Below are 26,137 nucleotides of genomic sequence, written 5' to 3'. Positions count from 1 at the left end.
TCTCCTCAATTGTTTACTATCGGAAGTTCTTCCGCGATTCTCTCTTCCACCTCAAACAGCACTTTCATATAAACTTTACCATTCTCTTTCTTCTCATGCAAAATTTTTTGACTTTTGATGACGCTATCAGCGCCGTAACGCGCCAAAATATCGCTCTTGGCCCGCGTTAGTCCCTCCGCTCTGGCTGCCTCTGGAGTAAGCGCTTCAGCGGTAGCCTTGATCTCCAGTTCCTTCTCGGTCATCAGGCCCAGCGGCAGCTGAAAAGAACGCCACGACAGCATGTCGGGCTCTGAAAGCGTACGTGACTTTGCAAACCCGGAGTCCCCGTAGCCCCACAGCTGAATCGCCCACTTGCCGAGAACGAGATAGGTGCGGTCCTTGCGTTCTCCTGTATACGCACTGCCCGTTCTTTTGAGCGGTACCTCCAGATTATATTCATGCCATACTAGGCCTTTAACCATGCCTTTGGCGACAACAAACTCGGTATTCTCTTCGTCACCCAGTGCTCCGGAGATGAGGATGTCCCCTTTTTTGACCCGCGAATTCCGGCTGACCACCGGTCTGCCCTGCTCCGCATAGATTTCAGTCACCACCGCATCGGTCCGGCTGATGAGATGGCGCTGGCTGAGCAGCGGTTTATTATCCGGGCGGTCGGCTTCGACGACCTGTATGGTAATGCTCGTCCCGTTCCGGTGGAACCCGGCCCAAGTCAAGCCCGGAACCAGGGTGGTCAGCTCCCGGGAGAGCTCGTCCGACTCCTGCATGCGCCAAATCCACTGAAACGGGTAGACGCCTTCCTTACGTGCGGCTTCCAGAATGTCCTCGGTCGGAATGCGGGTATTCCCTTCCACCTTGACGCTCCAGATCATCGAGGAGAGCAGCAGCAGGCCTACACCGAAGATCAGTATCCCTGCGGCAAAAAATTTCCGTCTCCACAAGCGCGCGAGGCGAAAGGGAAGTCCGTGCCTGGCTGTAACATGCATAAGGCAGCCTGTCTTTTTGAGGAGCGGGCGGAGCCGGAAAAAGTCATCCAGCAGCAGATTCAAAGAAGCGCCGTCCCCGGCAGGCCTCACATCCCAGATGATGATGCCCGCTCCGGTTACAGCATTAATGAATTTCTCCACCTGCGGTCCGCTCACATGCAGTGTAACGAACCCCCGCAGTGATGACAGAGGCGGTTCTTTCATGGATTCTCCCCACTTTCCTTATATCTGATTTCACCGATTACTCCAATGACGGCAAGCTCCTGGCCCAGAATGTTGCGAATGACCAGTCCTTCGCCGGAAATCTCCAGCACTCCTTGGGTTAATGCCAGCCTGAGCTGCTCCGAAGAAAAATGCAGCACGCCGCGGTGGTTCTCAATATACAGCTCCTTATTGCCGATCAGGGTGATCCGGGGCATCTCCTGCAGCACATCCTGCGGAAGATCCAATATCCCGTTTGTCCATCCCCGCAGCCTGCGGCCGATACGGGTCATAAGTAGACGCTCCCCCTTCCTGCCTTCTGTACACCTTATGCGGCAGGGCGGCCGTTTATGAGAAGAACTCACATGCGGTCTCCCGGCAAAATAGCAAAAAAGCCTGAATCCCTTCCCGCTAAGGAATGGATTCAGGCTTATATGCAGCATACATGTTGGCCAGAAAGCGAAGGCAAGTTCTTAACGCCGCGTGGAATGCGGCTGGCGGGCGCGGGGCGGCCCCAGCACCTCCGCCCACACCAGACCGCTGCGCAACGCGTCAGGGTCGCCTGTGAGCGGATGGCTGGCGAATGCTGGTGAAGCTGCGCCAGTGCCCTCTCCACCTGCTTCAGAGCCCGCAGACGGGACAGCAGCCGCCATTCCGTCGAAGGCAGCCTGCAGCTCCTCAAGCTCCCGCTGCATACGTGCTGTGCGGGCCTCCACGCTGTCCAGATCATCGGCCTGTTCCAAAGACACCCCTTCGCCGGTCTCATCACCGGCAGCCGGCGGCTCGGCCTCAGCCCATGCTGGCGAAGACGGTGCCTCCTGTGCATCCGGCTGCGGGGCAGGCTGGTCCGGTTCCGCTCTTGTTTCAGCGGGTGCCGGAAAACCGCTGCCACGCTGCTCCTCACGCTCGGCCTTCCGGCGGCGGGGCAGCGGATTGCCAAGGTTCCCTCCGCCGCCGCCAAAAGTAGGCATCCCCCCGCGCGGGACCTGTTTGTCTTTGCCCTTCTTTTTGTTCAGATTGGTGATGATCGCTATGGCCGCCAGCACCAGGAAATAGATCATGCCGCTCATGGGAGCTCACATCCCTTTATTTGTGAGGCGGACGGCTGCTGTCGTCCCCATCGTTTAGTTTGCCGAGGGAGCCGCGCATCTGCGTATCTGCCTCGATATTTTTCAGATTCATATAATCCATCACGCCAAGCTTGCCGGAGCGCAGCGCTTCGGCCATCGCCAAGGGAACCTGGGATTCGGATTCAACGACCAGCGCCTTCATCTCGACCACGCGGGCCTTCATCTCCTGCTCATGGGCAACTGCCATCGCCCGGCGTTCTTCAGCCTTCGCCTGGGCGATACGCTTATCTGCTTCTGCCTGTTCGGTCTGCAGGTACGCACCAATGTTCTTGCCTACATCCACATCCGCAATATCAATGGACAGAATTTCAAAGGCAGTCCCCGAGTCCAGACCCTTGGATAAAACGGTGCGGGAAATGGAATCCGGATTCTCCAGCACATCCTTATGCGAGTTACTGGAGCCGACTGTGGTTACAATCCCCTCGCCGACACGGGCAATAATCGTCTCTTCGCCCGCACCGCCGACCAGCCGGTCGATATTGGCCCGCACCGTTACCCGTGCCTTGACCTTGACTTCAATCCCGTTCTTGGCCACAGCCGCAACAATAGGCGTCTCAATGACACGCGGGTTAACGCTCATCTGAACCGCCAGCAGCACGTCGCGCCCGGCCAGATCGATGGCGGCGGCACGTGTGAATTCCAGCGGAATATCCGCTCTCTGGGCGGCAATCAGCGCGTTCACTACCCGGTCTACATTCCCTCCGGCCAGATAATGGCTCTCAAGCTGATTGATATTCAGCCCCAGTCCGGCCTTGGTCGCCTTAATCAGCGGATTGACAATCCGGCTCGGTGTTACCCGGCGCAGACGCATCGCTACCAGCGTGATAATGCTGATTTTGACCCCGGAGGCCCATGCGGACACCCACAGCATTACCGGGAAAAAGCTGAAGAAGACGCTTAGTACAATAATCACGGCTACCGCGATCAGCAAAAAAGTTATCATAGATGCTTCCAACATACGCTTACCAGCCTCCCATATTTTGATATATGTAAAAATTATTTCACAGCTTCCTTCACTACCACACGGCCGCCCTCAACCTTCACCACGGATACGGCAGTCTGTGCCTCGATGAACCCGCCTTCTGTCACCACATCAATCCGTTCACCGTCAAAGGTGGCGGTTCCGGCCGGACGCAGCGGGGTTACACTCATGCCGGAGGCTCCGATCAGACGCAGCTTCTCCGGGACAGGCACAAACCCTTTCTCTCTGGTAAGGCTATCCTGAAGGATGAACCGGTTCCAGATTCCCCGCTCCTTGAAGACTACGGCCACAAACACAATGACCACAGCCGCCGCTGAAAAAGCAATGCCAAGGCTGAACAGCGCATGTGTAAAGCTGTAAGCAGCCCTCACAACACCCGCCACCAGACTGATGGAACCGAGTATCCCCAGAATACCGAAGCTCGGCACAAACAGCTCCAGAATTAGCATCACCAGCCCCAGAATGAACAGCAACAGCGTCTCCGCCCCGGCGAAGCCGGCCACATAGTTACCGAAGAAGTAGAGGGCGAATGCCAGCGTACCGACAATTCCGGGCACCCCGAAGCCGGGCACCAGCAGCTCGATAAACACACCGGCGATGCCCACAAAGAGCAGAATCGTCATGACTACCGGATGGGTCAGAAATTGCGACATTTTCTCCGCACCTGTATGCTCAACGCGAAAAATGTCGTCTGTCGAGTAGCCCAGCCAGGTAATCGCCTCCTGCTCCGTTCCTGCAATCCGGTCGGCGTAACCGGCCTGAAGCGCTTCATTGCTGCTCAGAGCGATAATCTCGCCCGCCTGCTTGTTCACACCCAGCTCCGGGCGGTTAACTACCACATGAACATCCATCATGCCGGCAGCCACTTCAGGATCACGCCCGTTCAGCGAGGCAGCCCCGATCATTTTGGATTTCCAGTACGAAATCATCTTGGCGTCTTCCACGCTCTTCCCGTTTGTGTCCACCAGCGAAGCGGCCCCGATCATACTCCCCGGCTTCATGATAATAGCGTCCGCGCTCAGTGCAATATAGCTGCCTGCGGAAGCGGCGTTGCCTTTAATATAGGCCACGGCCGGGATCTTGCTGTCTCTGACCAGGGTGCCAATTCGTTCGGCGGAATCCACCCGTCCTCCAGGTGTATCGATCTCCAGAACAATCAGAACTGCGCCGTAATTCGCTGCTTCCTGAAAGCCCCGTTCCAGAAAGCTCTGCAGACCCCGCTCAATCTCCTGGTCCACCGGAATAATGAACACAGGTCCGCTGACCACTGTACCCGAGGCCGCTCCCGGTGCGCGGACCGCTTCATTATCCGCCTGAACGGTCCCTGCCACCGGCAGGAACAGAAGAACCATTAAGGCTGCGATACAGGAAAATATGATGGTGCGTAACTTATTCAAGCCTGCGCCCCCCTTTTGTACATGAACCATTTGCATTCTCAACTTATCATTTTATGTAAGCCTGCATATAATTCTCAGTATACCTTATACGCAGATCTATCCAAAAAGCTCCACATAATGAAAAACACCCCTAATGAAAGGGGTGCTAGCGTTATATTATTGCAGAAATTGCTGAACCGCCTGGTTCACGAGTTTACCATCGGCGCGACCTTTGACCTTAGGCATCAGTGCGCTCATCACCTTACCCATTTCACTTTTCGAAGAAGCACCGGTTTCCTGGATGGTCTGCTGTACAATTACTTTAATTTCTTCTTCGGTAAGCTGCTCGGGAAGATATTTAATGATAATCTCGATTTCTGCCTTAGTACTCGCGGCAAGCTCATCGCGACCCGCTGCTTCAAATTCTTGGAGGGCATCTTTGCGCTGTTTGATCTCACGACTAAGGATATCAAGCACTTCGTTGTCGTCTAATGTTCTCTTCAAATCTATTTCAAGATACTTTATTGTAGAACGAACCATTCGAATGGTGGAGAGTGTGAACTTGTCCTTACTCTTCATCGCTTGCTTCATATCTTCGTTTAATCGTTCGCTAAGATTCATGCGTGGGTAATCCTCCTAAAACTTTCTCTTACGAGCAGCCTCAGACTTCTTCTTGCGCTTTACGCTTGGCTTCTCATAATGCTTGCGTTTCTTCACCTCAGCCAAGACACCATCCTTAGCAATGGAACGTTTAAAGCGACGAAGTGCAGCATCAATTGTCTCGTTTTTGCGAACTTTCGTTTCAGACACCAGTTTTCCCTCCCTCCGACCAGACCGTCCAAGAGCATAACAACACGGTTCATCACCTTTCATTATAGGTCAAACCTAAATAAGGTGTCAACCTTCGCGTTATTCTTTTTTCAGCCAGGCTGTATATAGTTGGATTGATTACTTAGGCATGAGAACTGGAGTTCCCGGTTAGGGCACCAAGCTTGGCTCCGCCCAGCAGATGATAATGCAGATGCGGCACTGCCATCCCGCTGTCCGGACCGCAATTGTTAATCAGCCGGTAGCCGGTATCAGCAATTCCGAGCTCTGCGGCAAGCTGCTGTGCTACGGCATGAATCTCGCCAATCAGCGGCAGATCGTCTGGCGTAACCTCGTTCATGGAAGCGATGTATTTCTTCGGGATAATAAGCACATGCACAGGGGCGGCAGGCTCAATATCGTGGAACGCCAGAATCCGCTCATTCTCGAACACCTTTTTGGACGGGATTACACCTTCGATAATTTTGCTGAATACAGTTTCCATACACGCTTCCTCCCAAAAAATTTGTATTGCAGAAGCTTGCATCCGGCACTTTCCGCAGCACAAGCTGAGATAACAGACACGAACATAACTCTTATTCGTGCAACGGCCACCCGCCACTCACAGGCGATGCTCCGTTAACGTTCAATACAGCTTGAGCTCTGCGGGGCGCACACGCCTGAATGTCTCTGATCGGCTTCGCGACAAATTTCAACTATGGAACTAATCATACAGGATGTTGAGCAATTACGAAAGGCGGAAGGCTATATTCCGGTGAAATCAGATGTTCGGGGCGGCTTATGCTGGGATTGGTAGGGAAAGTGGGCAGGCAGCTATGCTATGAAGGAATAGAGGGCTGAGCATCAGGGAGTGTGGAAACAGGTTCACAGGGAGGGAAGGATCAGGGTGAGCAGAGAAGCGGATCTGGATATTAGGTGGGGGCTCAGGGGAATAGGGATGGGAGTGGCGTATCACGATAACAGAGGGTGTAGGTAAGGCAGGCTGTATTATAACAGGGTGGGCGTCACAACAAATTCGGTTTATCGTGTACATTTGGTCCGGGCATAACCCACTAGCACAATTGGCTCGCTAACCCTCGCTGTGGAGAATGTATTCGGTTTCGCATACCTTTTGTTCGATTGCCTTAGTAGAGGGTGCTCCATTGGGTATGACCGCTGCTAATTTTGAGTGTGGACCCAAAAAAAGACAAAAAAAAAGAAACACCCTTCACAGCTCATATAAGCTGCTTCGGCGGCGGACGTATGAGAAGGAGTTCATTCCCTGTCATACGTCCGCCGAGGTGTTTCAAATAATGTCGGCTTAGCTGTATTATAACAGGGGGTTGGAGGTGTATCTGTGATTCTCATCACAACCAACCCCGCCTTTCACATTTTTTCCAAAAGAATGGTTGAACCCCCGCCGCCCTGCTCTGCAGGAACTACAATCAGCTTGCGCGGCAGGCGGGCCCGAAGCTCGGGAACATGGCTGATGATGCCGACGGACAGCTGGTCATTATGCAGTCTCTCCAATGAAGTGATGACGGTGTCGAGCAGATCCGGGTCCAGGGTGCCAAAGCCCTCATCCAGGAAAAAGAATTGCAGCGGGTATTGTCCGCGCAGCTGAATCTGGGCTGACAGGGCAAGCGCCAGCGACAGGGAGGTCAGGAAGGTCTCTCCCCCGGATAACGTGGACACCGGACGTCTTACGCCGCCGTTCCCGTCATCCCGGATGACGAAGCCGCCGCCTGAATCTACCTCAAGCGCATATCTCTGCTTGCTCAGGAACCGTAGTCGCTGCGACGCAGCCTGGCATACCTGCATCAGCTGTTCTTCAGCAATATACTCCACAAAAGCATTGCCGCGCAGCACGGTCTGCAGCTTGGATAGACGCTCCTGCATCGCGGCATGTCCAGCCCGCTTGTCCTCCAGCTCTACCCAGCGAATATGGCGCTGCTGCAGATCCTCCAGATCCCGCTCTGCCCGCGCACGGGCCTGAAGCGAGGCTTCATCCTCCTCTTTGCACCTCAGCAGCACGTCCTGGCTCTCCTGCCATTCTTCACTGCTGAGCACAGCTCCAGCCAGCTTCTCTTCAATGCTCCGCAGCTGCAGCAGACACTCCGCCTCTTCTTCGCGGTAGGACTTCACACGTTCGGCGGCTTGTGCCCGTTCTCCAGTCTCCAGCGATGAGGCTTCCACCTCTGCGGCCGAAGTGAACGGCGAAGACTGCAGACTCTCCTCCCACTGGGCGGCGGCGGCATTATAATGCTCCTGCGCCGATTCAGCCGCCTGGCGGGCTACCGCAGCTTCTCGGGTCTGCTGCTGCGCTTTGTCCGCTGCCCGGCGGTGTTCCTGCCGGCTGCGTTCCAGCGCAGTCTGCAGCTCCAGCAATCTGCGTTCACATGCGGCCAGCAGTTCCCCGGCAGGCTGGCCGCCGGTCCCTTCGTGCAGGCGCTGCTCTTTATCGCGGGCAAGCGCCTCTTTGCCTTCAAGCTGCGCATCCCACTGCGCCAGCTCCTTATCCAATCCGGCCAGTTGCTCGTTCAGCGTCTGCACGGCGAGGTTTTTCTCATCCAGGAACTTGACGCTAATCTCCAGCCGGCTGCGGATCTCTTCAGCGCGTTCATCCTTGCTGAGCATCTCCTGATACGTTCTCTCCGCTTCCTCCGGGGCAAGCTCCGGGAAGAGACGGCTCCATTCTTCCCTTAGCTTGCCGGCTGAAGCAGCCAGCTCCTCTGCCTTGGCAGACAGCCCCTGCAGCCAGGTCTTCTCTGCTTCGGCACCTGCCGCCTCCTTGTGATACACCTGCTCCAGCTTCTGCAGGGAACGCTGCCAGTCTGAGGCTGCACGGCGCAGCTCTGCAGAGCGGCCTTTGAGTGCGGCCAGTTGCTCATTCAAGGCAGACAACCGGCTATCCAGCGCGGATAAGGCTTGTTCATCCGGAAGCTGCGCGGCGGTCTGGGAGCCGGTTGACTGCGGGGTGCTTACAGAATCAGGTTCGGCGTGGAAGCCGGAACTGTTCAGAGAGTCAGATGCTGTATAAGAGCCGGAATCGCTTGAGAGCTTGGAAGCCTCAAGAGACTCTGGAGTGTCTAAGGAATCGAAAGCTGAATGAGACTCGGAATTGCTGAGAGTGACAGGTCCGGCATCCAAGCCGGAACTGCTTGAGAGCTTGGGTGCGGGTGCGGCGTGGAACGAAATGCTTGCCGTCTTGTCCGCAGCCGGCTCTGCCCCGGCGGCGCCAGCGGCAGACTGGTGCAGCGCCTCTTCGGACGCGGCTCCCGCTAGCCCAGCGAGCCACGAGCTGTCCTGCTCCAGCAGGCTGCGCAGCAGATGGCGCGTCTCCAGCGCCTGCCGGGCCTGAGCGCGGACATGGCGGAGCCTATTGTCCAGCTCCTCATTGTCCCCCTCCTTCTGCTGAAGCGCAGGGGAGGGGTGATGCTCACTGCCGCATACCGGGCAGGGAACCCCATCCTGGAGTTCACCGGCGAGCGCCTGCGAGAGCCGGTGAACCTCCTGCTCCTTCAGCGCAGCCTCCAGCGCGCTGATGTGCGCCTCCAGGCGGCCGGCAGCGTCTCCCGCTGCCCCTTCGGCCGTCCGCAGCTCTTCCTGGTGCAGGGCGGCGGCGGCCAGCAGTTCCCCGCGCCCGGCATCCAGCGCCTGCCGCCGGGACCCGGCGGCGGCCAGCCGCGCTTCCGCCGCCGCGAGCACCGCCGCACGGCCCTGGCGTTCACCTTCTGCCGAATCCCGCTGGGCCTCGGCAGAACGCAGTCCCTGCAGTCTCTGCATGGCTTCCTGCAGAGACTGCCGCTCCTGGGAGCGGACCGCCAGCGGCTGCAGGCTCTGCTGCAGCTCGTGCTGTTTCTTTTGGCCGCGGGCCAAAAGCTCACGCTCCCGGGCCAGGCTCTCCCGCCCGGCGGCTAAGGACCGGGCGGCTTCCTCGCGGCGCGCCTGCAGCGCCGCCCGCTCGCTGTGCAGCGCGCCGAGCTCGGCCTCAAGCTCCAGCGCGCGCCGGTACCGGCCCTCCTCCTCGCGGAGGGCCGGCTCGCCTGTGGACAGCGCGGCCTGGGCCGCTGCTTCCGCTGCCGCCCCCGCCGCCGCCTCCTGTACGGCGGCGGCGGCCAAGGCCTCAAGGCCCCCGGCGCGGGCCGCCCGGGCCTTCCAGGCCTCCTCCGCGCTGCGCCAAGCCTTCAGCGCAGGCAATCTGCGCTCGGCCTCGTCCGCCTTGCCGAGCTTCTGCTCCAGGAGGAGGATCTGCTCCTCCTGTGCCAGCAGACCCTGCCGCTGCGACTCGCGGCGGGCCCGTTCCTCCTGCAGCTCGCGAATACGGACGAAGCGCTCGGCGCGCTCCGCAGCCTCCGTGAGCCGCCCCCGGCAATCCGCCGCATGACGGATCGCCTCCTGCACGCGCACGGCGGCCGCTTCCACATCTGCCTTGCCCGCGCTGCCCAGCCCCTGCTGCTCGGCTTCCAGAGCGCGCAGCGCCGCCTCGTTCTCCTTGACGCGGCGGCTCAGCTTCAGTGCCAGCCCGTCACCGTACTGTTCCAGATGGAACAGACGCTGGAGCATCTGCCTGCGGTCCACGCCCCGCAGCGACAGGAACTCGGCGAATTTGCCCTGCGGCAGCACAACCGCCCGGGTGAAGTCGTCCATCTTCAACCCGATGTGCTCTTCAACACAGCGCGTAACGTCCGCCAGCTTATCGGCCATCACAAGATCGCCGTCTGCCTTGACCTCGATGAACCGGCTGATCGTATTGCTGACCGACTGCTCCCCGGTGCGTTTGAACTTCCGTTCCACGCGGTAGCGACGCGCCCCGGAAGAGGAGTTCAGCTCGAAGGTAAAGGCCACGCTGAGCTGGTCCTCGGAATGGTTCATAATTCCCTGGGTTCCGTTCACGGCGCGCTCCACTTTGCCGTACATCGCCAGTGTAATTGCGTCCAGCAGACTGGATTTACCGCTGCCCGTCGGACCGAAGATCCCGAACAGCCCCGTCTCGGTCAGGCTGGAAAAATCAATCTCCTGCTCCGCCCGGTAACTCTGCAGCCCGGATAATTTCAACAATATCGGCTTCAAATCAGTTCTCCTCCCCTTCCGCAGCTTCATGCCGCTCTTCTTCAGCCAGCTCCAGGAACAGCGCAATCAGGCTGTCATCCGGCTCCGCACCGCCGGTCTGGCGCTGATAGAACCTGCGGAACAGCTCCTGTACCGGCATGCGGGAGCGGGACATCTCTTCCAGCTCCTGCTCCATCTGCGGATAGATTGGCCGGATATGGACGATGCCTTCCCGCGACTTGCGCAGCCGCTGGATATCATTCATGGACATGGCCTCGGTTAAGCGCAGCTCCAGATCGATGAACGCCCCCTCATCCCTGCCCTCATCCAGCCAGCCGTAGACCTCCTGCAATCCACCTGTGGACTTCCAGTTCACCAGCGGCCGCCCGCAGGAGAGATAGATCTCCTCGAACACCGGCTCCCCGCCCGGTGCCACATCAATCATGGCCACCGACTTGGCCTGACCTGCTTCAGAGAAGCTGTAAGCCAGCGGAGAGCCGCTGTAGCGGATCATCCCGTCGCCTTTGACCCGCTGGGCGCGGTGAAGATGCCCAAGTGCCGTATATTGCGCGCCGCAAGAAAGTGTCGAAGGATCAACGGTATACGCACCGCCGACCTGGATCGGCCGTTCGGAGTCGCTCTCCACGCCGCCCAGCACATAGATATGGCTCATCGCCAGATTGACAGTCTGCGGGGTGAACTCGCGTCCAAGCAGATTCATCAGCCGCCCGACCCGGGCGCTGTAAGCCAGCCGCAGTTCAGCCTCTCCGCTATCCCCAGCGAGCAGCTCGCCGAGACGGGCTTCGGAGGGGTAAGGGAGCGCAGCGATTTTGGCAACCTCGCCGGTTCTCGCCGCATGCACCGTGACCGGTTCCGAAGTCGGCATTCCGACGAGCGTAATCCCCTGTCTGCGGACAAGCGGAGACACGGATGCTACGCGCTCCGGCTGGTCGTGATTGCCCGAGATAACCACCAGCGGACGGCCGCCTGCCGTCAGTCGGGCCGCCGCATCATAGAACAGCTGCTCCGCCGCAGCCGGAGGATTCACCGAATCGTAGACATCCCCCGCCATCAAAATCAGATCCGCCCCGGAGGAATCGGCAATCTCCACCAGTTCATCCACGAACTGCTCCTGCTCCTTCTGCCGGCTTCGGCCCTCCAGCGTCCGCCCCAGATGCCAGTCGCCCGTATGCAATATACGCATTTCCGCCCTCTTTTCCCCGCCTGTCTGCGGCAATCATATATAAAAAGCACTTAAGATTTAAACTTAAAGTATGGCCGTCGCTGAGGTGAACATTTGGACTTCCGTACGCTGTTGCCCCCTGATTTCATTGATCTTTCATTCTGTTCGAGGTTGAAATAGGTTGACAGCGGCTGCACCTCGTCATCGGCCATTTAATCCTGCATGAAATACAACCTTCCTGCGCTAAGAAGCGTTCTTATACTGAAATTGTTGCAAGAAAAGCAGCATTCCCCCTGTTTCAGGCCGATGTAAAGAGCTATTCTTGTATTTCATACAGCAATCCGATCCAACACGCAGCAATGTCTACACCCAAGCTGTAATAAGTACAACATTTCGCATCATTCCAAGGGACAATGACTTTAATGGACAGTAATTTTAGTAAACAGTCACTTCATTCGCTCAGCCAGCGATCACCAGGCCGCAAGCATATAATTTGTCTTAGCTACCGTTCAGCACCCTATATCCGCCGCAGTTACCGCAACCCTTCCCCGCCGCTCACAATCTCACAGCATGTCCGCCGTCGAAAAAGAACAGCCATATCTCGCTGACCGGCTCGCCCAGAATATCCAGCAGCGCCTTACTGTACAGCTCCAGCTGGAAACGGTATTTGTCCGACAGCTGTGCAAGCCCGTCCCCGTGCGGAGGGATATGATCTGTTTTGTAATCCAGCAGAATCAGCCGTCCCTCTTCCCGGAACAGGCAGTCGATCACCCCTTGAATCAGCACCGTCTCCGCAAAATCACCGCCGCCCGGCTCATCCGCAAGTCCGGCAGCTGCCTCGTCCAGATAGTCAAGCCCCCGGTAGGCTTCACCGGCTGGCATTGTGTAGCTGAAGGGCTGCTCTCTGGTCTTCCAGGCAGAATGGAAGAGTCTGTGGCCCAGCTCACTCCGGCAGAACTGCTCCACTTCCTCCAGCACCACCGCATCCGCCTGTTCCCTGCTGAGGATAGCAAGCCTTTCAAGACGCGCAAGCGTAGCTTCCAGCACAGACCGGTCTACCGGCTCATCCAGGGGGATATGCTGCATCACCGTGTGATAAGCCGTTCCGCGCTCGGCAGGGGTAAGTCCCCGCTTTTCCATGAATTTCGGCCGCTGGAGATGCAGGCTGTCCCTATACCCGCGTTCGTCCCGTTCGTCCGGTCCACCCGGGAGCTTCCGCTCCTCCAGCTGGTCGTAAGACGGCTGCTCCTGCATCGACAATAACCCCTTGAGCTCGGTGACCGAGGTCTTAGCAGGGATGCTTGATGCTGCCGCATACCGGTAAGTCCAGCCCAGTCTCTCCGCAATCTGCGCAGTTGCCGGGGTCTCAGGTGTTGACACCGCCCTGCCCCTGCGGAGCGCCTCCAGAATTACCCGGCGTTGTTCGTTCTTGTCCTGGTCACCGTCCCCGGCAAGAAAAGCGCCCGGGCTAAGCTCCGCTGCACCAGTCACCGTAATGCTCCAGTTCGACTCATCGCCATGCAGCACCGTGGATACCGGCCCCTCGCTGCCTGCCAGCTTGCGCAGAATAGCAGCGGCAGGGTGGCGGATCAGCGCCGGTCCCACCCAGTCCAGATAACTGCGGCCCCGGGCCAGCAGGTGATCCGCCAGCAACAGCTCTTCGCGGCCCTGCATCGCTGCCCAGCCCGAAACCGTGCGCGGCAGATCCCTGACCGTGCCGACCAGAATCATTTTGTCGCGCGGACGGGTCAGTCCGACATAGAGCACACGCATCTCCTCAGCAAGCAGCTCCAGCCGCGAACGGCGGTTAATCGCCAGATAGGGCAGCGTCGGGTAGCTGACCCGGGTCTCCCGCTCCACAAAACGCGGCCCGAAGCCTAGCTCCTTATGCATCAGGAACGGAGAATGTAGGTCCTGACGGTTGAACATTTTGGCCATACCTGCCAGGAAGACAACAGGGAACTCCAGCCCCTTAGACTTGTGGATCGTCATAATTCTGACGCCCCCGGCCTCCTCGCTGCTTCCTCCGGCAACACCCAGATCGCCGCCGTTCTCTCTCAGCCGTGAGATGAACACCAGGAAGCGGAACAGCCCTCTGGCCGAGGTCTCGTTCTCGAATTGAACAGCCCGGTCATACAGCGCCTTCAGATTGTTTTGGCGCTGAAAGCCTCCAGGAAGCCCCCCGACCCACTCCAGATATCCGCTCTCACGGTAGATCCTCCAGATCAGCTCGCTTAAGCTTCCTTGCCGGGCAGCATTTCTCCAGTTTTCCAGCATATCCAGGAAGGACTTAAGCTTACGCTGCAGCGTAAGCGGAATATCCCGCAGCGCCGCCGAAGCATCGGTTCCGTCAGTTATACCTTCCTGTACACCCTCATTTCCTGACGATGGCGTAAGCTCTGACGCAGCGGCTGTCTCTCCGGCTGTGTCACCGGTACCGGCATCCTGCCCCGCCAGCAGCGCGGTCTCCCAGAACAGATCCGCCGGATTGTCCCGCAGTGCCTCCCCTGCTTCAGAAGCCGCAACCAACGCATCGTAGAACGTCCCTCTGCTGCACAGCCGCACCTTCGCCAGTTCCTCCTCCCGGAGATTCACCACCGGTGAGCGCAGCACTCCGGCTAGAGGAATGTCCTGTCGTGGATTATCGACAATCTGCAGCAGGGAGAGGGCAATCTCCACCTCCGTAGCCTGAAAATACCCCTTGTTCTGGTCACCGTACGCCGGAATACCTTCACCCCGCAGCTCCTCAATCATCAGCGGCGTCCATACCCGGGCCGAACGCAGCAGAATGACAATGTCGCCGTATACTACGGGACGCATGATCCGCAGTGCTTTATCATAGATCAGCAGCGGCTCACCGCCGGTCATTCCCGTCATCTGCGAGATGCGCCGGGCAATAGCCCGTGCTTCCAGCTGCGCAGTTTCACTCTCGGCAGCTTCCAGCTCCAGAAGAGGCAGCTCATCGCCCTCTGCTGCTTCGTCCGCCGGCCCCGGGGCAGAGCCCCCCTTGTCGATCAGCAGCAGCTCCGGCGCAAAATAAGTATCCGGCCCTTTCTCTTCGGCTCCCGGGAAATTCGCTCCGTACACCAGCTCTGCCCGCTCGTCATAACTGATCTCCGCGACATTGCTGTCCATAATCTGCCGGAAGACCATATTCACCGCATTCACCACTTCCAGCCTGCTGCGGAAATTGCGGGCCAGATCGATGACCAGACCATCTTCCCGTTCCTCCTGTCCCGGATCAGCCCCCGCCTGGGCATCTGTCTTGTCTCCGTAGGACGGATCATTACTGAACCTGCGGTATTTATCCAGAAACAGACCGGGCTCCGCCAAGCGGAACCGGTATATACTCTGCTTCATATCCCCGACCATAAAGCGGTTGCCTGGGGATTCCCGGGAAATCAGCCGGACAATCTCCTCCTGTACGCTATTGGTGTCCTGATATTCATCCAGCAGCACTTCATCGAACTGGCTGCGGTACTCCATCGCCGCATCCGACGGGAGCGATTGCCCCGGCTGCGAGTCGGGATGGCGCAGAATCTGCAGGCAGTAATGCTCCAGATCACTGAAGTCCACCAGCCCCCGGCCTGCCTTCTCCAGCCGATAGCGCTCGCCGAACGCGATTACCGTCTCCGCCAGCTCCTGCATCAGCGGAGCCGCCGTATGAAGTTCACCCAGGAAGGATTCCGCCGGACGGCCGAACAGGGATTTTTGCAGCTCGAGCAGGCTCTTCTTCACCTGATCCCGGATCGCCTTCACGCTCTCCTGAAGCAGCGGATCGGTAGCATCCTTCTTGCAGGGCTTCAGTTTCCCGAAGGAAATCTCCATGAAGATATCATACAATCCGGCCCAGGGCTGTGAGTCCAACGCGTCCAGCAGGCCCTGTGCCATCTCCAGATCGGCCGCAAGATTCTCTGCGTAAGGCGCCGGACCGCCGGGCTGAAGCGCGATCTCCCGACCCTGCTCCAGCTGGCTGATCGCCCCCTTCAGCGTCAGCTTGGCTTCGGCAACAATGCTCTGCACCCAAGGTGTATGGCTCAGAGCCTCGGCATCAGGCAGCGCGAAGTCGGCTGCGGTATCCCGCAGCCACTGCGCAGGCCAGGGATGGCTGCGCGCGAAATCATGCAGCCGCTGAATCAGCGAATGCACCGCATCATCGCTCCGTTCACCGCTGAACCAGTCTGCGAGCTGTACGAACAGGGTATCTTCCCCGTCCTCGGCAACCTCGCCGTATTTCTCTTCCAGCAGCTCTTCCAGCAGCTCCTGGCGCATCATCTCCGCCTCATGCTCATTCAGGATACGGAAGCCGGGATCAATCGGAATCATCTGGTAATACCGGCGGATTACTTCAAGGCAGAAGGAATGCAGCGTGGTAATAGAGGCTCTGCCCAAGAGTGCAAGCTGGCGGCGCAGATATTCGTTCCCGCCTTCACTGTCCTCCGCAAGCTTACGCTCAAGCGCTTCCCGGATACGCTGGCGCATCTCGGAGGCGGCAGCCTTGGTGAATGTTGCTACCAGCAGCCGGTCCACGCTGAAGCCCGCTTCCTCATTGCTGATTTTGCGGATAATCCGCTCGACGAGAACCGCCGTTTTGCCGGAACCGGCTGCCGCCGCCACGAGAATATCGCTGCCGCTCTCGGCAATGGCGCGCCACTGGTCGTCACTCCATAGACTGCCTTCCGGCTTCGTTTCAGGTACAGGTCTTGTGCTCACAGCTTCTCTCCTCCTTTGCGGGACAGCAGATCCCAGATCACTTCTTTGCCCGGCTTACTTAGAATGTTATAGCTATTGCCCTCCACCGCTTCATCGAACTGGCAGACGGGGCGGAAGGAGCAGAAGGTACAGGCTGTTTCCTGCTGGATGCGGTAAGGCTGTATCGCCACATCCCCCTCCGTAATGCTGGTCCCGATCTCAGAGATCGTGCTGCGCACCGAGGACCGCAGCTGAGCCCACTGCTCTGGGGTAGCTACAGAGGCGCTGCTGTAGAAGCTGCCGTCACTCTTCAGCGCTACCGGAACAATAGAGGAATACCCTTTGTCCAGAGTGGTATCCATCAGCGAGACCACCTCGCGGTCAGCGGTCAGCAGGCCCTTCATCTTGAAGCGCTTCATCAGCTCCTGCTCCGCCTGCTCCCGGTTCATTCCGTTGGCTGAGGTCAGAAGCGGATCATGAACGTGGAAATAAAGCGCCCCGGCAGGCAGTGCTTCCTGGCCGAGCCATTGCTCGGAATAGGTCAGCAGCACATCAAGGTACGTTAACATCTGCAGTGACAATCCATAGTAGACCTCATGCAGCTTGAGATCCTTCTGGCTTGATTTGTAGTCGATAACCCGCAGCAGAATCCCCTGCTCCCCTTCAGCCTTATCCACGCGGTCAATCCGGCCGACTACCTCCATGACACAGCCGTTCGGCAGTGTAATTCTCAGCGGAGGCAACTCCTGTCCGGGACCAAAATCCAGCTCCAGCCCGACCGGCTCGAAGCTCCCGCGCCGCGAATGCTCCCCAAGGATGACCGAAGCGCGGCCGACAATATTCTTCAGCTTGCGCGAGATATAGCCGTAGCGCTTGCTGCTCATCAGAATCTCTCCCTGTAACAGCGGGGACAGCCTGTCTACGGTCTTCCCCGCCTCCGTGCGGCACTCCTCCGCAGTCATGCTGCCCCAGCTCCGGCCTTGCTCCTGCAGCCGCTTCGCCATCTCACTAAGGGCCGCATGGAAGAGCTGCCCGATATCCGGAGCCTGGAGCTTGTAGAGCTGGCGCTCCTTCAGCCTCAGCCCGTAGGAAGCGAAATGAGAGAACGAGCAGGCAACGAACCGCTCCATCCGTGACACGCTGCCGCGCAGCGTGGAGCCGCCATACAGGCGCAGGCTGGTCTCCTTCTTCAGCCGTATGCCTTCATTGCGGTAGAACAGCGAGCCGAGCAGCCGCTCCAGCTTCAGCTTCATAGACAGATCCGCATGGCGGTATTCCGCTGCCTGTTCACCCGCAGGCTTGTCGGCGCCCTGCTCCGCCGCAAACCAGTTATAGACCTCCCACCACATGCCAGGTATCTCTACCCCTTGACGCCACTGGCGGAGCTGAAGCAGCAGCATGCGGAGTGTCTGCTCAGGATGGCCGATGAAGTCCATATGGACAGCGTCGTCATCATTACCGCTCTGCGGGAAGCCGGAGAGGAATTGTTCATCTAACTGCTGCGGGAACATTCCCTGTAGCTGGCGGATGACCTCCGAGGGCAGCAGCGCCTTCCCCTCGTCGTCAGCTGCAGCATAGCTGATCCACAGCTTCCTGCTGGCCGTTGTAAGCGCATTGTAGATCAGGAAACGTTCATCCAGCAGCTTCCGGGATGAGCCAGGCGCAAGCTCCATACCGGACTTCTCCAGCAGGAGGCGCTCCCCTTCGGAGAGAATGCCGTCTTCCTTGAACTGCGCCGGAACCACTCCTTCGTTGAAACCGAGCAGGAAGGCGTACTTCACTCCCGACACCCGGGTACGGTCCATCGTTCCTACCAGCACCTGGTCAAGTGCGGGCGGGACGAGCCCCATTTTAAGCTCAGCCAGCCCGGTCTCCAGCACCCCGGCGAACAGGCTGAATTCTATCCGTTCCTTGCCCATCATCTCGGCAATCTGATCCAGCAGACCCAGAACAGCGCCCCAGAGCTGGTTATGCTCCCGGGTGGCTTCCGGACGGCCTTGCTTCAGAGATTCCGCTCCCATCCCTTCGAGCTTGCGAGCCGCTTCCGTATCCTCCAGCAGCAGATATACCGCCCGGCATAGCTCCAGACCGCTGCGGCTGGCTTTGATTCTCTGCTCAAATGCCTGCAGCGGTTCGGTGACCGCCTTCCGGCAGGCCTCCATCCTTGCCAGCATCGCTTCATCAACAGCTTCACTGCCCTCCAGCGAGAGGCGCGGAATCCCCTTCCAGGAGCGCCCGTTCGTCCAGCGGGAGCCGTGAATTCCGCAGGCCAGCACGTAGTTCTCCAGCTCATCCATATGAGCGCGGGTAATGCTTCCATCCAGCGGCAGCAGCAGCTCTGTCTTCACGCAGCGGAACACATCTTCATAACGCCAGCGGCGCCGGACGACATCCAGGGCCGAGCGGATGAATTCCACCAGCGGATGATGAAGCTCACTGAGCTTCTGGTCCAGGAAGAACGGAACGCCGAAGTCCTGAAATAACGGGGCGATGAGCGGCTCATAATCGGCCATGTTGCGCATGAATACCGCCATTTCCCCATATTTGGCTCCCGTTTCTCTGGCCAGGGCCTGCATCTCACGCAGCACACCCTCCACCTCGGTGCGGCGTGAAGCTGCAGCCCGGATGCTGATGGCTTCCTTCACCTGTTCAGCCGGTCCTGTCCAGGGATGCCGGCGCTGTAATCCGCGCTCCAGATGGGCGAGTACGGGAGCGTCCTTGAACCTTGGCAGGACGGGCGGAGCCAGCAGCTCATCCCATACGGTAAGTCCCATCTCCTCCGCCATTCCCCGCAGCTTAATATAAGTAACCGCCGCCGGATGGAACAACTCCAGCTCATGCAGGGCAACGCCCGGCGGATAGATCCGGTCCAGTGTGAGCGCAATGGTCATTGTGTCCGCGTACTGCATCAGCTCACGCAAGACGATAAATTCCTGGTTGCTGAAGCCGTGGAAGCCGTCCACCCAGATCTCGGCGCCGCGGATATAGGCAGATTCCGCAATATGCTCAGCCAGTTCGGCCAGTCTGTCCTCTTCATCTATATAGAGCTGTGACATCTCCTGGTCCAGCTCACTGAAGACGAGATGCAGATCATCCAGCTTCCCGGCCAGAATAGGGCTGCCCAGCGTGGCATCCCGCATTCTGCCGATCTGCTCCTCCAGGTCTCCGGGGCCAAGACAGCAGCGCTTAAGCTCCGTGTGCAGACTGCTGAGCCGCTCCACAAATCCCGGCCGGTCCGAGGAAGCCCCGAACAGCTTCAGCTCCTCCTTGCGCTTGCTGATAATCTTGTAGATCAGCATCTTCTTGCCTTCTTCACTGATAGGCAGACTTGCGCTGCCGCCGGTCTCCTGCTTCACCCGGTAGGCAAGCCGCGAGAAGCTGAGCGTCTGGGCGCGCAGACTTCCCTTCACGCCGCCCGCAGCCAGCAGTCCCCGTTCCGCTCCGAACGATCCCTGCTCGGGAACAAGTATAATGATTGGGGGCCCAAGCGGCTCTTCCTTCAGCCTGGAGGATACCCGCTCCCATATTGTAGTCGTCTTGCCGCTGCCCGAGCGGCCGATGATGAAGTTAACCGTCATTTCAGCAGACTCCTTCCGTTGAACCCTGGCACCTAATGCAATACCAGAATCTATGAAACTTCTCGTCACAATAGTATAGCATACCTCCACCGCACGCTCCAGAACGTACGTTTGCCATTGTTTGCAAATGCAGAAATAAAGAAGACTCTCCCGGAGCCGCGCAAACGGCGGGCGGAAGAGTCTGAACAAATCATGTAAATTAGGTCTCAAGTCTAACAGTTACTGCTGCAACTCCTCCCAAGTGAAGGACAAGACAGGGATAATTGTACACTTAAAAGCAGCGAAAAAGCATACTTTTCTGGTATAGCTGTAGTCTGTGCAACTAAATCTGCCCAAAGAGGCTAGAACCGGCAATACGTAAATATTTTAATGTACGAAATACACCTAAACAGGTAATCGATTAGACATCGGATGTTTTAGTTGTACAAAGTGCATTTAAGCCTATCGCAATCTACTTTGCAATGAAACCCAAAAATTCTCCAATAGAAATAAGACTCCCCGCAGCCGGAAAACGGCCAGCGGAGAAGTCTTATCTGCTAATATCCTTGATCTTTAATAACTTCCAGCACAACATGCTTATTCCTTCCGCTCCGTCCAGCCTAGGGTGTCTGTTCCGATTACAATTGTGCCGATCGCTTCTCCGTATACATAGGACAGCTCGACCCGCCGCCGCTCCGCATCCACCACACAGGTGCTCACGTGCAGCGGACCGCTGCCGTCCGCTGCATCTTCGGGCAGGCACAGCGTCAGAATTCCAGCCTTGCCGGCCCAAGCCGCCCGGCCCTCTACTACCGGAATCTCCGATTTAGAGCCGTATACTTCCGATACCCAGCCCTGCTCCTTACCCACCGTGAACTGCTCATCCTTCAGACCGCTGGTCATCCAGCTCATATTCAGCTTCACTGTAGAGCCGGGATAGACCACGGTTGCTGTAGGCTGTGCAGCTCCGGCTTCGGGTTCTCCGGCTCCGCTCACTGCCTCTCCAGCCTCTCCAGCCGCTCCGGCTTCGCAAGACAGCTCCAGCACCGCTTCCGGGTGCAGATGGAACCGCTGCTCCAGCTCATGCTCGCCATCCGCCTCCAGCCAGTCGGCAATCAGCAGCAGCGGCACCTCCACGCCCAGCAGCACCCAGCGCCGGTGCATTACCGGACCGGGAAGACGGATGTATCCGTCATGAGCCGCATCGATGAAGTGGTAACGGCTGTTGCTCTCCCAGCGGAAGGTGCTGGCCTTAGCCACAGGCTCGCCCCATTGCTGGGTCGAGATATACGGCGTCTGATCCAACCCGTCTACGGTGATGGTGTTGTGCGCGCGGGTACTTTTGAAATAACGGCGCCATTTCCCTTCCTCGTACGTGTAACGGCCGGTATCCGTGAAGAGCAATTGCCCATTCCACATCCACTCCAGATTCAGCGCATCCGCATGGCCGTGCGCTCCGCCCATCTCTGCGGCATCGAAGAACAGATACTGCTGCGGGTCCCGCATCACATAATATCCGGTCTGCACAAAAGCCACGCTGCTCACCGAAGGCGCAGACTCCGCCTGAAGCTGCACACACCGCTCATATGCCTCGGCTCCCAGCAGCCAGAGACATTCCGCGCTCCTTGTACCGCGTCCAATCAGCGCATCATCCTTCAGAATAGCACCCAGCAGCGTCAGCCGCTGCCTGCCGCTGCTGATCCAGTCGGAATCTCCGATCCCGGTGGACTGGTGATCCGGGCGGACCAGCGCTTCGGTGAACGCGGCCATCTTGCGGAGCTGTCCGCCGTACCAGGCAGAGAACGGGTGACCGCATAACGCGCCCAGCAGATAAGGCGTCCCGAACATCTCAATGGCCGCATCATGATAATGGGTGGTCAGCTCAATCTGAATCCCTTCCAGCCCGACCTGATGCAAGAGGCACAGCTCCAGACGCTCCCCGGCCAGCTGCCGCCAATACGGTGCACGCGGATGCCCGTGATGGAAGACAGCAATCATGTAGAGGCCTTGCATATGCATAATGGCATGATTAATCTCCGTGCTGCCGAGGTATTGGGTCAGGAATTCAGCATGCTCCGCTAGCCCCTCCAGCAGCTCGCCCCGGAAGCTCTCGTCCAGCAGCGGGCTGTCCTCCATATATTTGTAAGCAGAGATCCAGGACTGCACGCGCAGGCCGGTCTCCAGCAGACGCCAAGGACCCAGCTTCTGGAAAAACACCGCTTCCTCATACGACGGGATCACAGGAATCGGGTTCTGCTCGCGCCAGCTGCGGAAATGCTGGATAAAGGCCGTAACGTATTCCGGCTTGCCATTCATCAGATAGCCCTTGCCCAGATCCAGCATATGCCAGTGGCGGTTAATGCCCCAGGTGAATTCGGGATCGTTCGTAGGATTATGCAGCCAGTCCGCCACCGGCCTGCCCAGCGGAATCCAGCGGCTCAGATCGCCGGTATAAGGAACAATGAATTCATTGTCCACGGCATGCTCAGCAATCTGTATTGAGTTCTGAGCCTCGATGGGGAATTGGCGGGCATAATAAGCGGCAGCACTGCGGAGCTCAGATGCACTCAGGTAATAATCCTTCATTCCTGCTTCTCCAAAAAATCCTCACGGAACGGATTGAACACATCCAGAATCACGGAATCCTCCAGCGCCTTCACACCATGCGGAATATTATAGCCGGCATAGAAGCTGTCGCCCGCCTTCAGAATACGCGTCTCCTCCCCGACCTTGACCTCAAAGCTGCCCTTCACAATATAGCTGATCTGCTCATGCGCATCATGGGAATGAACCTCTCCGATGCCGCCTTTGGCGAAGGTAACCTCCACCATCATCATCGAGCCCCCCTTTGCAAGCAGGGTGCGGGAAGTGCTCTCATTCAGAACCGTCTTTGCGGCTTCTCTATTCTCTATAATCATTTCGGGTCTGCTCCTCTCTATTAGACAAGAAAGCGGCCGAATCGATCAAGCATCGGCCGCCCGCCTGAACCTTACCTCTTATTCTTCGGTGGATAATTTACCCTGCAGCTTCGATGCGTCAAAGCTTGGATCGGCTACAATATCCGTTGCGCCGGAGGCTCTTGCTTTCTCTAGTGAAGCATTATACCGGGTGTCCAGATCCTTGATAATGCTGTCCACATCTCCACCAGTGAAGACGAAGACGGAGAAAGCATCGCTCCATTTGCTGCCCTCCAGTGACCCTTCTGTAATGGTAAGCGGGTTCGCCGGGTAAATCGCGTCATAACGCTTCGGCAGGAAGCCTTCAATGCCGGGAATGCTTGGTTTTTTGCCGGAGCTGATGACTGTAGGGATCAGGGAGATGCCGTAGCCTTTTTCATAATATTCGCTCTGCAGGCTGTCGCTGTACACATACTCCATGAACTTCCACGCTGCTTCCTTGTGCGTGCTGTCCGCGCTGATGCCGATGTAGGAGCCGCCGATGATCTGCGATGCGCCCTTAATCGTTCCGTCTGTAGTCGGTACAGCAACGGCAGCCCAATTGGCGGTAGTCGGGAACTGGTCTTTGTAGACGCCGGGCTCTGCGGAGTGGTTAATGTACATGCCGATTTTGCCTTGGGCGAACTGCGCACGCAGCGGATCGATATCCAGGCTCTCTACGCCCGGCAGCATGCTGCCGTCTTCGTTCATCTGACGCAGGGCCAGTGCAATATCCTTGTACATGCTGAAGTCGAATTGGCCGGTCTTGTAATTGTAGCCGTCAATGCCGGTATTGTTGCTCGCGCCTGCTACGGTATTGGATGCACGCCAGAAGCCGCTGGAGCTCTTGAACGGGCTGGCGAAGCCGTATACGCCGTCCTTTTTGCCGGTTTCGGTAATCTTTTTGGCGGCAGCAACCATCTCATCCAGTGTTTTCGGCGGATTCTCAATGCCCGCTTGCTTGAAGATATCTTTATTATAGATCAGTCTCCAGATCTGTCCGGTGTTGGGCAGGGTATAGGTCTTGCCGTCCACGGTGTTCTTGTTCTCCAGCAGGCTATCCTTGAAGGTCTCCTTCATCTCGCTGCTCATATAGTCATTGATCGGGGCCATGTAGCCTTTTTTATAATAGGTCTGGAAGTCGTTAATCTGAAGCACATCAGGAGCCTGTTTACTGGCAAAAGCGATATCTACCGCCTGCGGATAATTATCCCCCATCACGGTCATTTCCACTTCGATGTTATCCTTGTTCGTCTTGTTGAACTCATCAATCTTTGATTTCATGAAATCGGCGTCGTGACGGTCGGGTGTCCAGTAGAGGATTTTGGTTTTGCCGCCGCTTGCTGCCCCGTTGTCTCCCTTGACGTCCGCCGGTTTGCTGTTACTTGCCGCGGGCTCCTTATTGCTGTCGGCAGCGCAGCCGGCCAGACTTAGTGCCAGCACTGTACTCATTGTTGCAACAACCCATTTTTTATCCATCGTTATGCCCCCTTGTGCTTGTCCTGACAGCCTGCAATCGGCTATCTGTTAACATAATCATAATGGTTCCGCTTTCAGTGGGGTGAGGGACATTCTAACTTTGTAAGGGGGGAAAAATGCTTGTCCCTGTTCCTTCAGTTCCTGCTTATTTCAGGTATTTCTGCCGGAACGCTGTGGGCGTAAGTCCGCAGTATTTTTTGAACAGGCCGCTGAAATAAGGGCGGTCCTCATAGCCGAGCATCAGGGAAATCTCCTGCACCTGCGCCCCGGCAATCAGCAGCTCCTTCGCCCGCTCCATCCGCAGCTTGGTAATATACTGAATCAGCGTCATGCCGGTCTCCTTCTTGAAGGCGCCTGCGAAATAGCTCGGGCTCAGATGGACGGCCTGCGCGCAGCTGTTCAGGGTCAGATTCTCCTCCAGATGCAGCCGGATATATTCTCTGGCCCGGTTAATGGACTGTGTTACATCGCGGAACTGCTTGCTATCGACGAATTCACAGCCCATGCTGGCGAAATGATTGATATAGCTTTTCCAGCCGCCAAAGGTTAAAGAACGGTTCTCCTCCAGCGCCGTCAGGTCAGCCTCCAGCTGTATGCGCTCCTCCTCCGTGATTTCATCACAGAATGCCCGGTACATAGCGAAGGTCAGCCCGGACAACAGACGGACCATCGACAGCGGATCAGGATATCTGCCGGAGAGGGTCCACTGCCGGAAGATCTCGCCGATGATCTCATGACAGCCTTCTTCATTGCCGGATTTGAGCGCGTACAGCAGCTCCTTCACCTTCTCCTCAGGATAGTCCGGGGCTGCGCGGTTCTCCGGGTCAAGCTCCGTGAAGCGGAAGATACAGTTCCCCTCACTGTAAAAGCGATAGGCCAGCGCTTTGGCCGCATGCACGAAAGAAGCCCGGATCTCACGCGGTCCCCGTGCCGCTGTGCCAAGGCCGATCGAAACAGTATTCTTGCTGTATTTCTCCACATTCTCACGGCACAGCTCCAGCAGCTCCAACGTATCCATAGCGTCCGGCGGACTAAAGATCGCAGCCAGACGCTGTCTGCTCTCGCGCAGTACAACTCCGCGTGTGTGCATTCTCAGTGTCTCTTCCAATATGTTCTTGATCGCAAAGGGAATGATTTCACTGTCATCCAGATGCAGGGTGTACCCGTATTCGGTATAACAGTCCAGCTCAATAGCCATCACCAGCAGATTGCCGGCATCCAGGTCGATGCCCAGCTCCTTCCAGCGGCTGTCACACAGGCTGATATTGGTCTCCTGGCGCAGCAGGGCTGTGAGATAATCCTGGCGGAGCTGGGAACGGCTGGCTACCATCTTCTGCTCCATTTGCTGTATCTGCTCTGCTCTCGCCCGCTCTTCTTCAATAGTCTGCTTCACCTTCAGCACAGCGTCCACAATCTCCGGCTGGGTGAACGGCTTCAGCAGATAGTTGGACGCGCCCAGCTTGATCGCCTCCTGAGCATAGCTGAAATCCGAATACCCGCTGATGAATATAAATTTGGCGCGCAGCTTCGCTTCGGCAGCTCTTTTCATGAGCTCAAGTCCGCTGAGCTTCGGCATACGGATATCGCTGATAACGATGTCGGGGTCCTTCTCCAGCAGCAGTTCCCAGCCCTGCTCACCGTTGCCGGCGGTCCCCGCCACCTCGATTCCATGATCCGCCCACGGGATCGTTGAAGCAATTCCTTTGACGACAGTCTGAATATCATCCATTACACACAGGGTCAATGGGTTCATGGCAGC

General features: G+C 57.6%; 16 protein-coding genes. All 16 read right to left on the bottom strand.

What is annotated here, in order from left to right:
* Positions 1-5 precede the first annotated feature (5 nt).
* Positions 6-1,187, bottom strand: a complete 1,182-nt coding sequence (gene yqfD / locus MKX42_RS09365) for a sporulation protein YqfD (protein ID WP_340752259.1) — start codon at positions 1,185-1,187, stop codon at positions 6-8.
* A complete protein-coding gene (gene yqfC / locus MKX42_RS09360) occupies positions 1,184-1,477 on the bottom strand; it encodes a sporulation protein YqfC (RefSeq protein ID WP_209872075.1) in 294 nt (97 codons plus the stop codon). Before yqfC ends, yqfD begins: the two co-directional genes overlap by 4 nt.
* A 180-nt stretch (positions 1,478-1,657) precedes the next feature.
* Positions 1,658-2,254, bottom strand: coding sequence for a hypothetical protein (locus MKX42_RS09355; protein WP_340752258.1), 597 nt, complete (start codon positions 2,252-2,254; stop codon positions 1,658-1,660).
* A gap of 16 nt (positions 2,255-2,270) precedes the next feature.
* Positions 2,271-3,272, bottom strand: a complete 1,002-nt coding sequence (gene floA, locus MKX42_RS09350; protein ID WP_209872081.1) for a flotillin-like protein FloA — start codon at positions 3,270-3,272, stop codon at positions 2,271-2,273.
* Between the two features lie 38 nt (positions 3,273-3,310).
* Positions 3,311-4,648: an NfeD family protein gene (locus MKX42_RS09345; protein WP_445669369.1), complete on the bottom strand. Its 1,338-nt coding sequence runs from the start codon at positions 4,646-4,648 to the stop codon at positions 3,311-3,313.
* A gap of 201 nt (positions 4,649-4,849) precedes the next feature.
* Positions 4,850-5,293 carry a GatB/YqeY domain-containing protein gene (locus MKX42_RS09340; protein WP_036724349.1) on the bottom strand — a complete coding sequence of 148 codons (444 nt, stop codon included), beginning with the start codon at positions 5,291-5,293 and terminating at the stop codon, positions 4,850-4,852.
* Between the two features lie 15 nt (positions 5,294-5,308).
* Positions 5,309-5,482, bottom strand: coding sequence for a 30S ribosomal protein S21 (rpsU, locus tag MKX42_RS09335; RefSeq protein WP_005547957.1), 174 nt, complete (start codon positions 5,480-5,482; stop codon positions 5,309-5,311).
* A gap of 142 nt (positions 5,483-5,624) precedes the next feature.
* Positions 5,625-5,984: a histidine triad nucleotide-binding protein gene (locus tag MKX42_RS09330; RefSeq protein WP_340752256.1), complete on the bottom strand. Its 360-nt coding sequence runs from the start codon at positions 5,982-5,984 to the stop codon at positions 5,625-5,627.
* 881 nt (positions 5,985-6,865) lie between these two features.
* On the bottom strand, positions 6,866-10,552 hold the full coding sequence (locus MKX42_RS09325; RefSeq protein WP_340752255.1) for an AAA family ATPase: 3,687 nt from the start codon (positions 10,550-10,552) through the stop codon (positions 6,866-6,868).
* A gap of 1 nt (position 10,553) precedes the next feature.
* On the bottom strand, positions 10,554-11,735 hold the full coding sequence (locus tag MKX42_RS09320; protein ID WP_340752254.1) for an exonuclease SbcCD subunit D: 1,182 nt from the start codon (positions 11,733-11,735) through the stop codon (positions 10,554-10,556).
* A 534-nt stretch (positions 11,736-12,269) separates the two neighbouring features.
* The gene (locus MKX42_RS09315; RefSeq protein ID WP_340752253.1) at positions 12,270-16,427 is read right to left on the bottom strand and encodes a UvrD-helicase domain-containing protein; all 4,158 of its coding nucleotides are present in this window, start codon (positions 16,425-16,427) and stop codon (positions 12,270-12,272) included.
* On the bottom strand, positions 16,424-19,984 hold the full coding sequence (gene addB, locus MKX42_RS09310) for a helicase-exonuclease AddAB subunit AddB (protein WP_340752252.1): 3,561 nt from the start codon (positions 19,982-19,984) through the stop codon (positions 16,424-16,426). Before addB ends, MKX42_RS09315 begins: the two co-directional genes overlap by 4 nt.
* Positions 19,985-20,560: 576 nt before the next feature.
* Positions 20,561-22,549: an alginate lyase family protein gene (locus tag MKX42_RS09305; RefSeq protein WP_340752251.1), complete on the bottom strand. Its 1,989-nt coding sequence runs from the start codon at positions 22,547-22,549 to the stop codon at positions 20,561-20,563.
* Positions 22,546-22,881, bottom strand: a complete 336-nt coding sequence (locus MKX42_RS09300) for a cupin domain-containing protein (RefSeq protein ID WP_340752250.1) — start codon at positions 22,879-22,881, stop codon at positions 22,546-22,548. Before MKX42_RS09300 ends, MKX42_RS09305 begins: the two co-directional genes overlap by 4 nt.
* Positions 22,882-22,959: 78 nt before the next feature.
* Complete coding sequence (locus MKX42_RS09295; protein ID WP_340752249.1) at positions 22,960-24,378, bottom strand: ABC transporter substrate-binding protein; 1,419 nt, start codon at positions 24,376-24,378, stop codon at positions 22,960-22,962.
* A gap of 145 nt (positions 24,379-24,523) precedes the next feature.
* Positions 24,524-26,131, bottom strand: coding sequence for a response regulator (locus MKX42_RS09290; RefSeq protein WP_340752248.1), 1,608 nt, complete (start codon positions 26,129-26,131; stop codon positions 24,524-24,526).
* Positions 26,132-26,137 lie beyond the last annotated feature (6 nt).

Source organism: Paenibacillus sp. FSL R7-0204, assembly GCF_038002225.1.
Lineage (GTDB): Bacteria > Bacillota > Bacilli > Paenibacillales > Paenibacillaceae > Paenibacillus_AQ.
The sequence above is the reverse complement of the archived record's forward strand: the minus strand, read 5'-3'. Positions and strand labels throughout refer to the sequence as shown.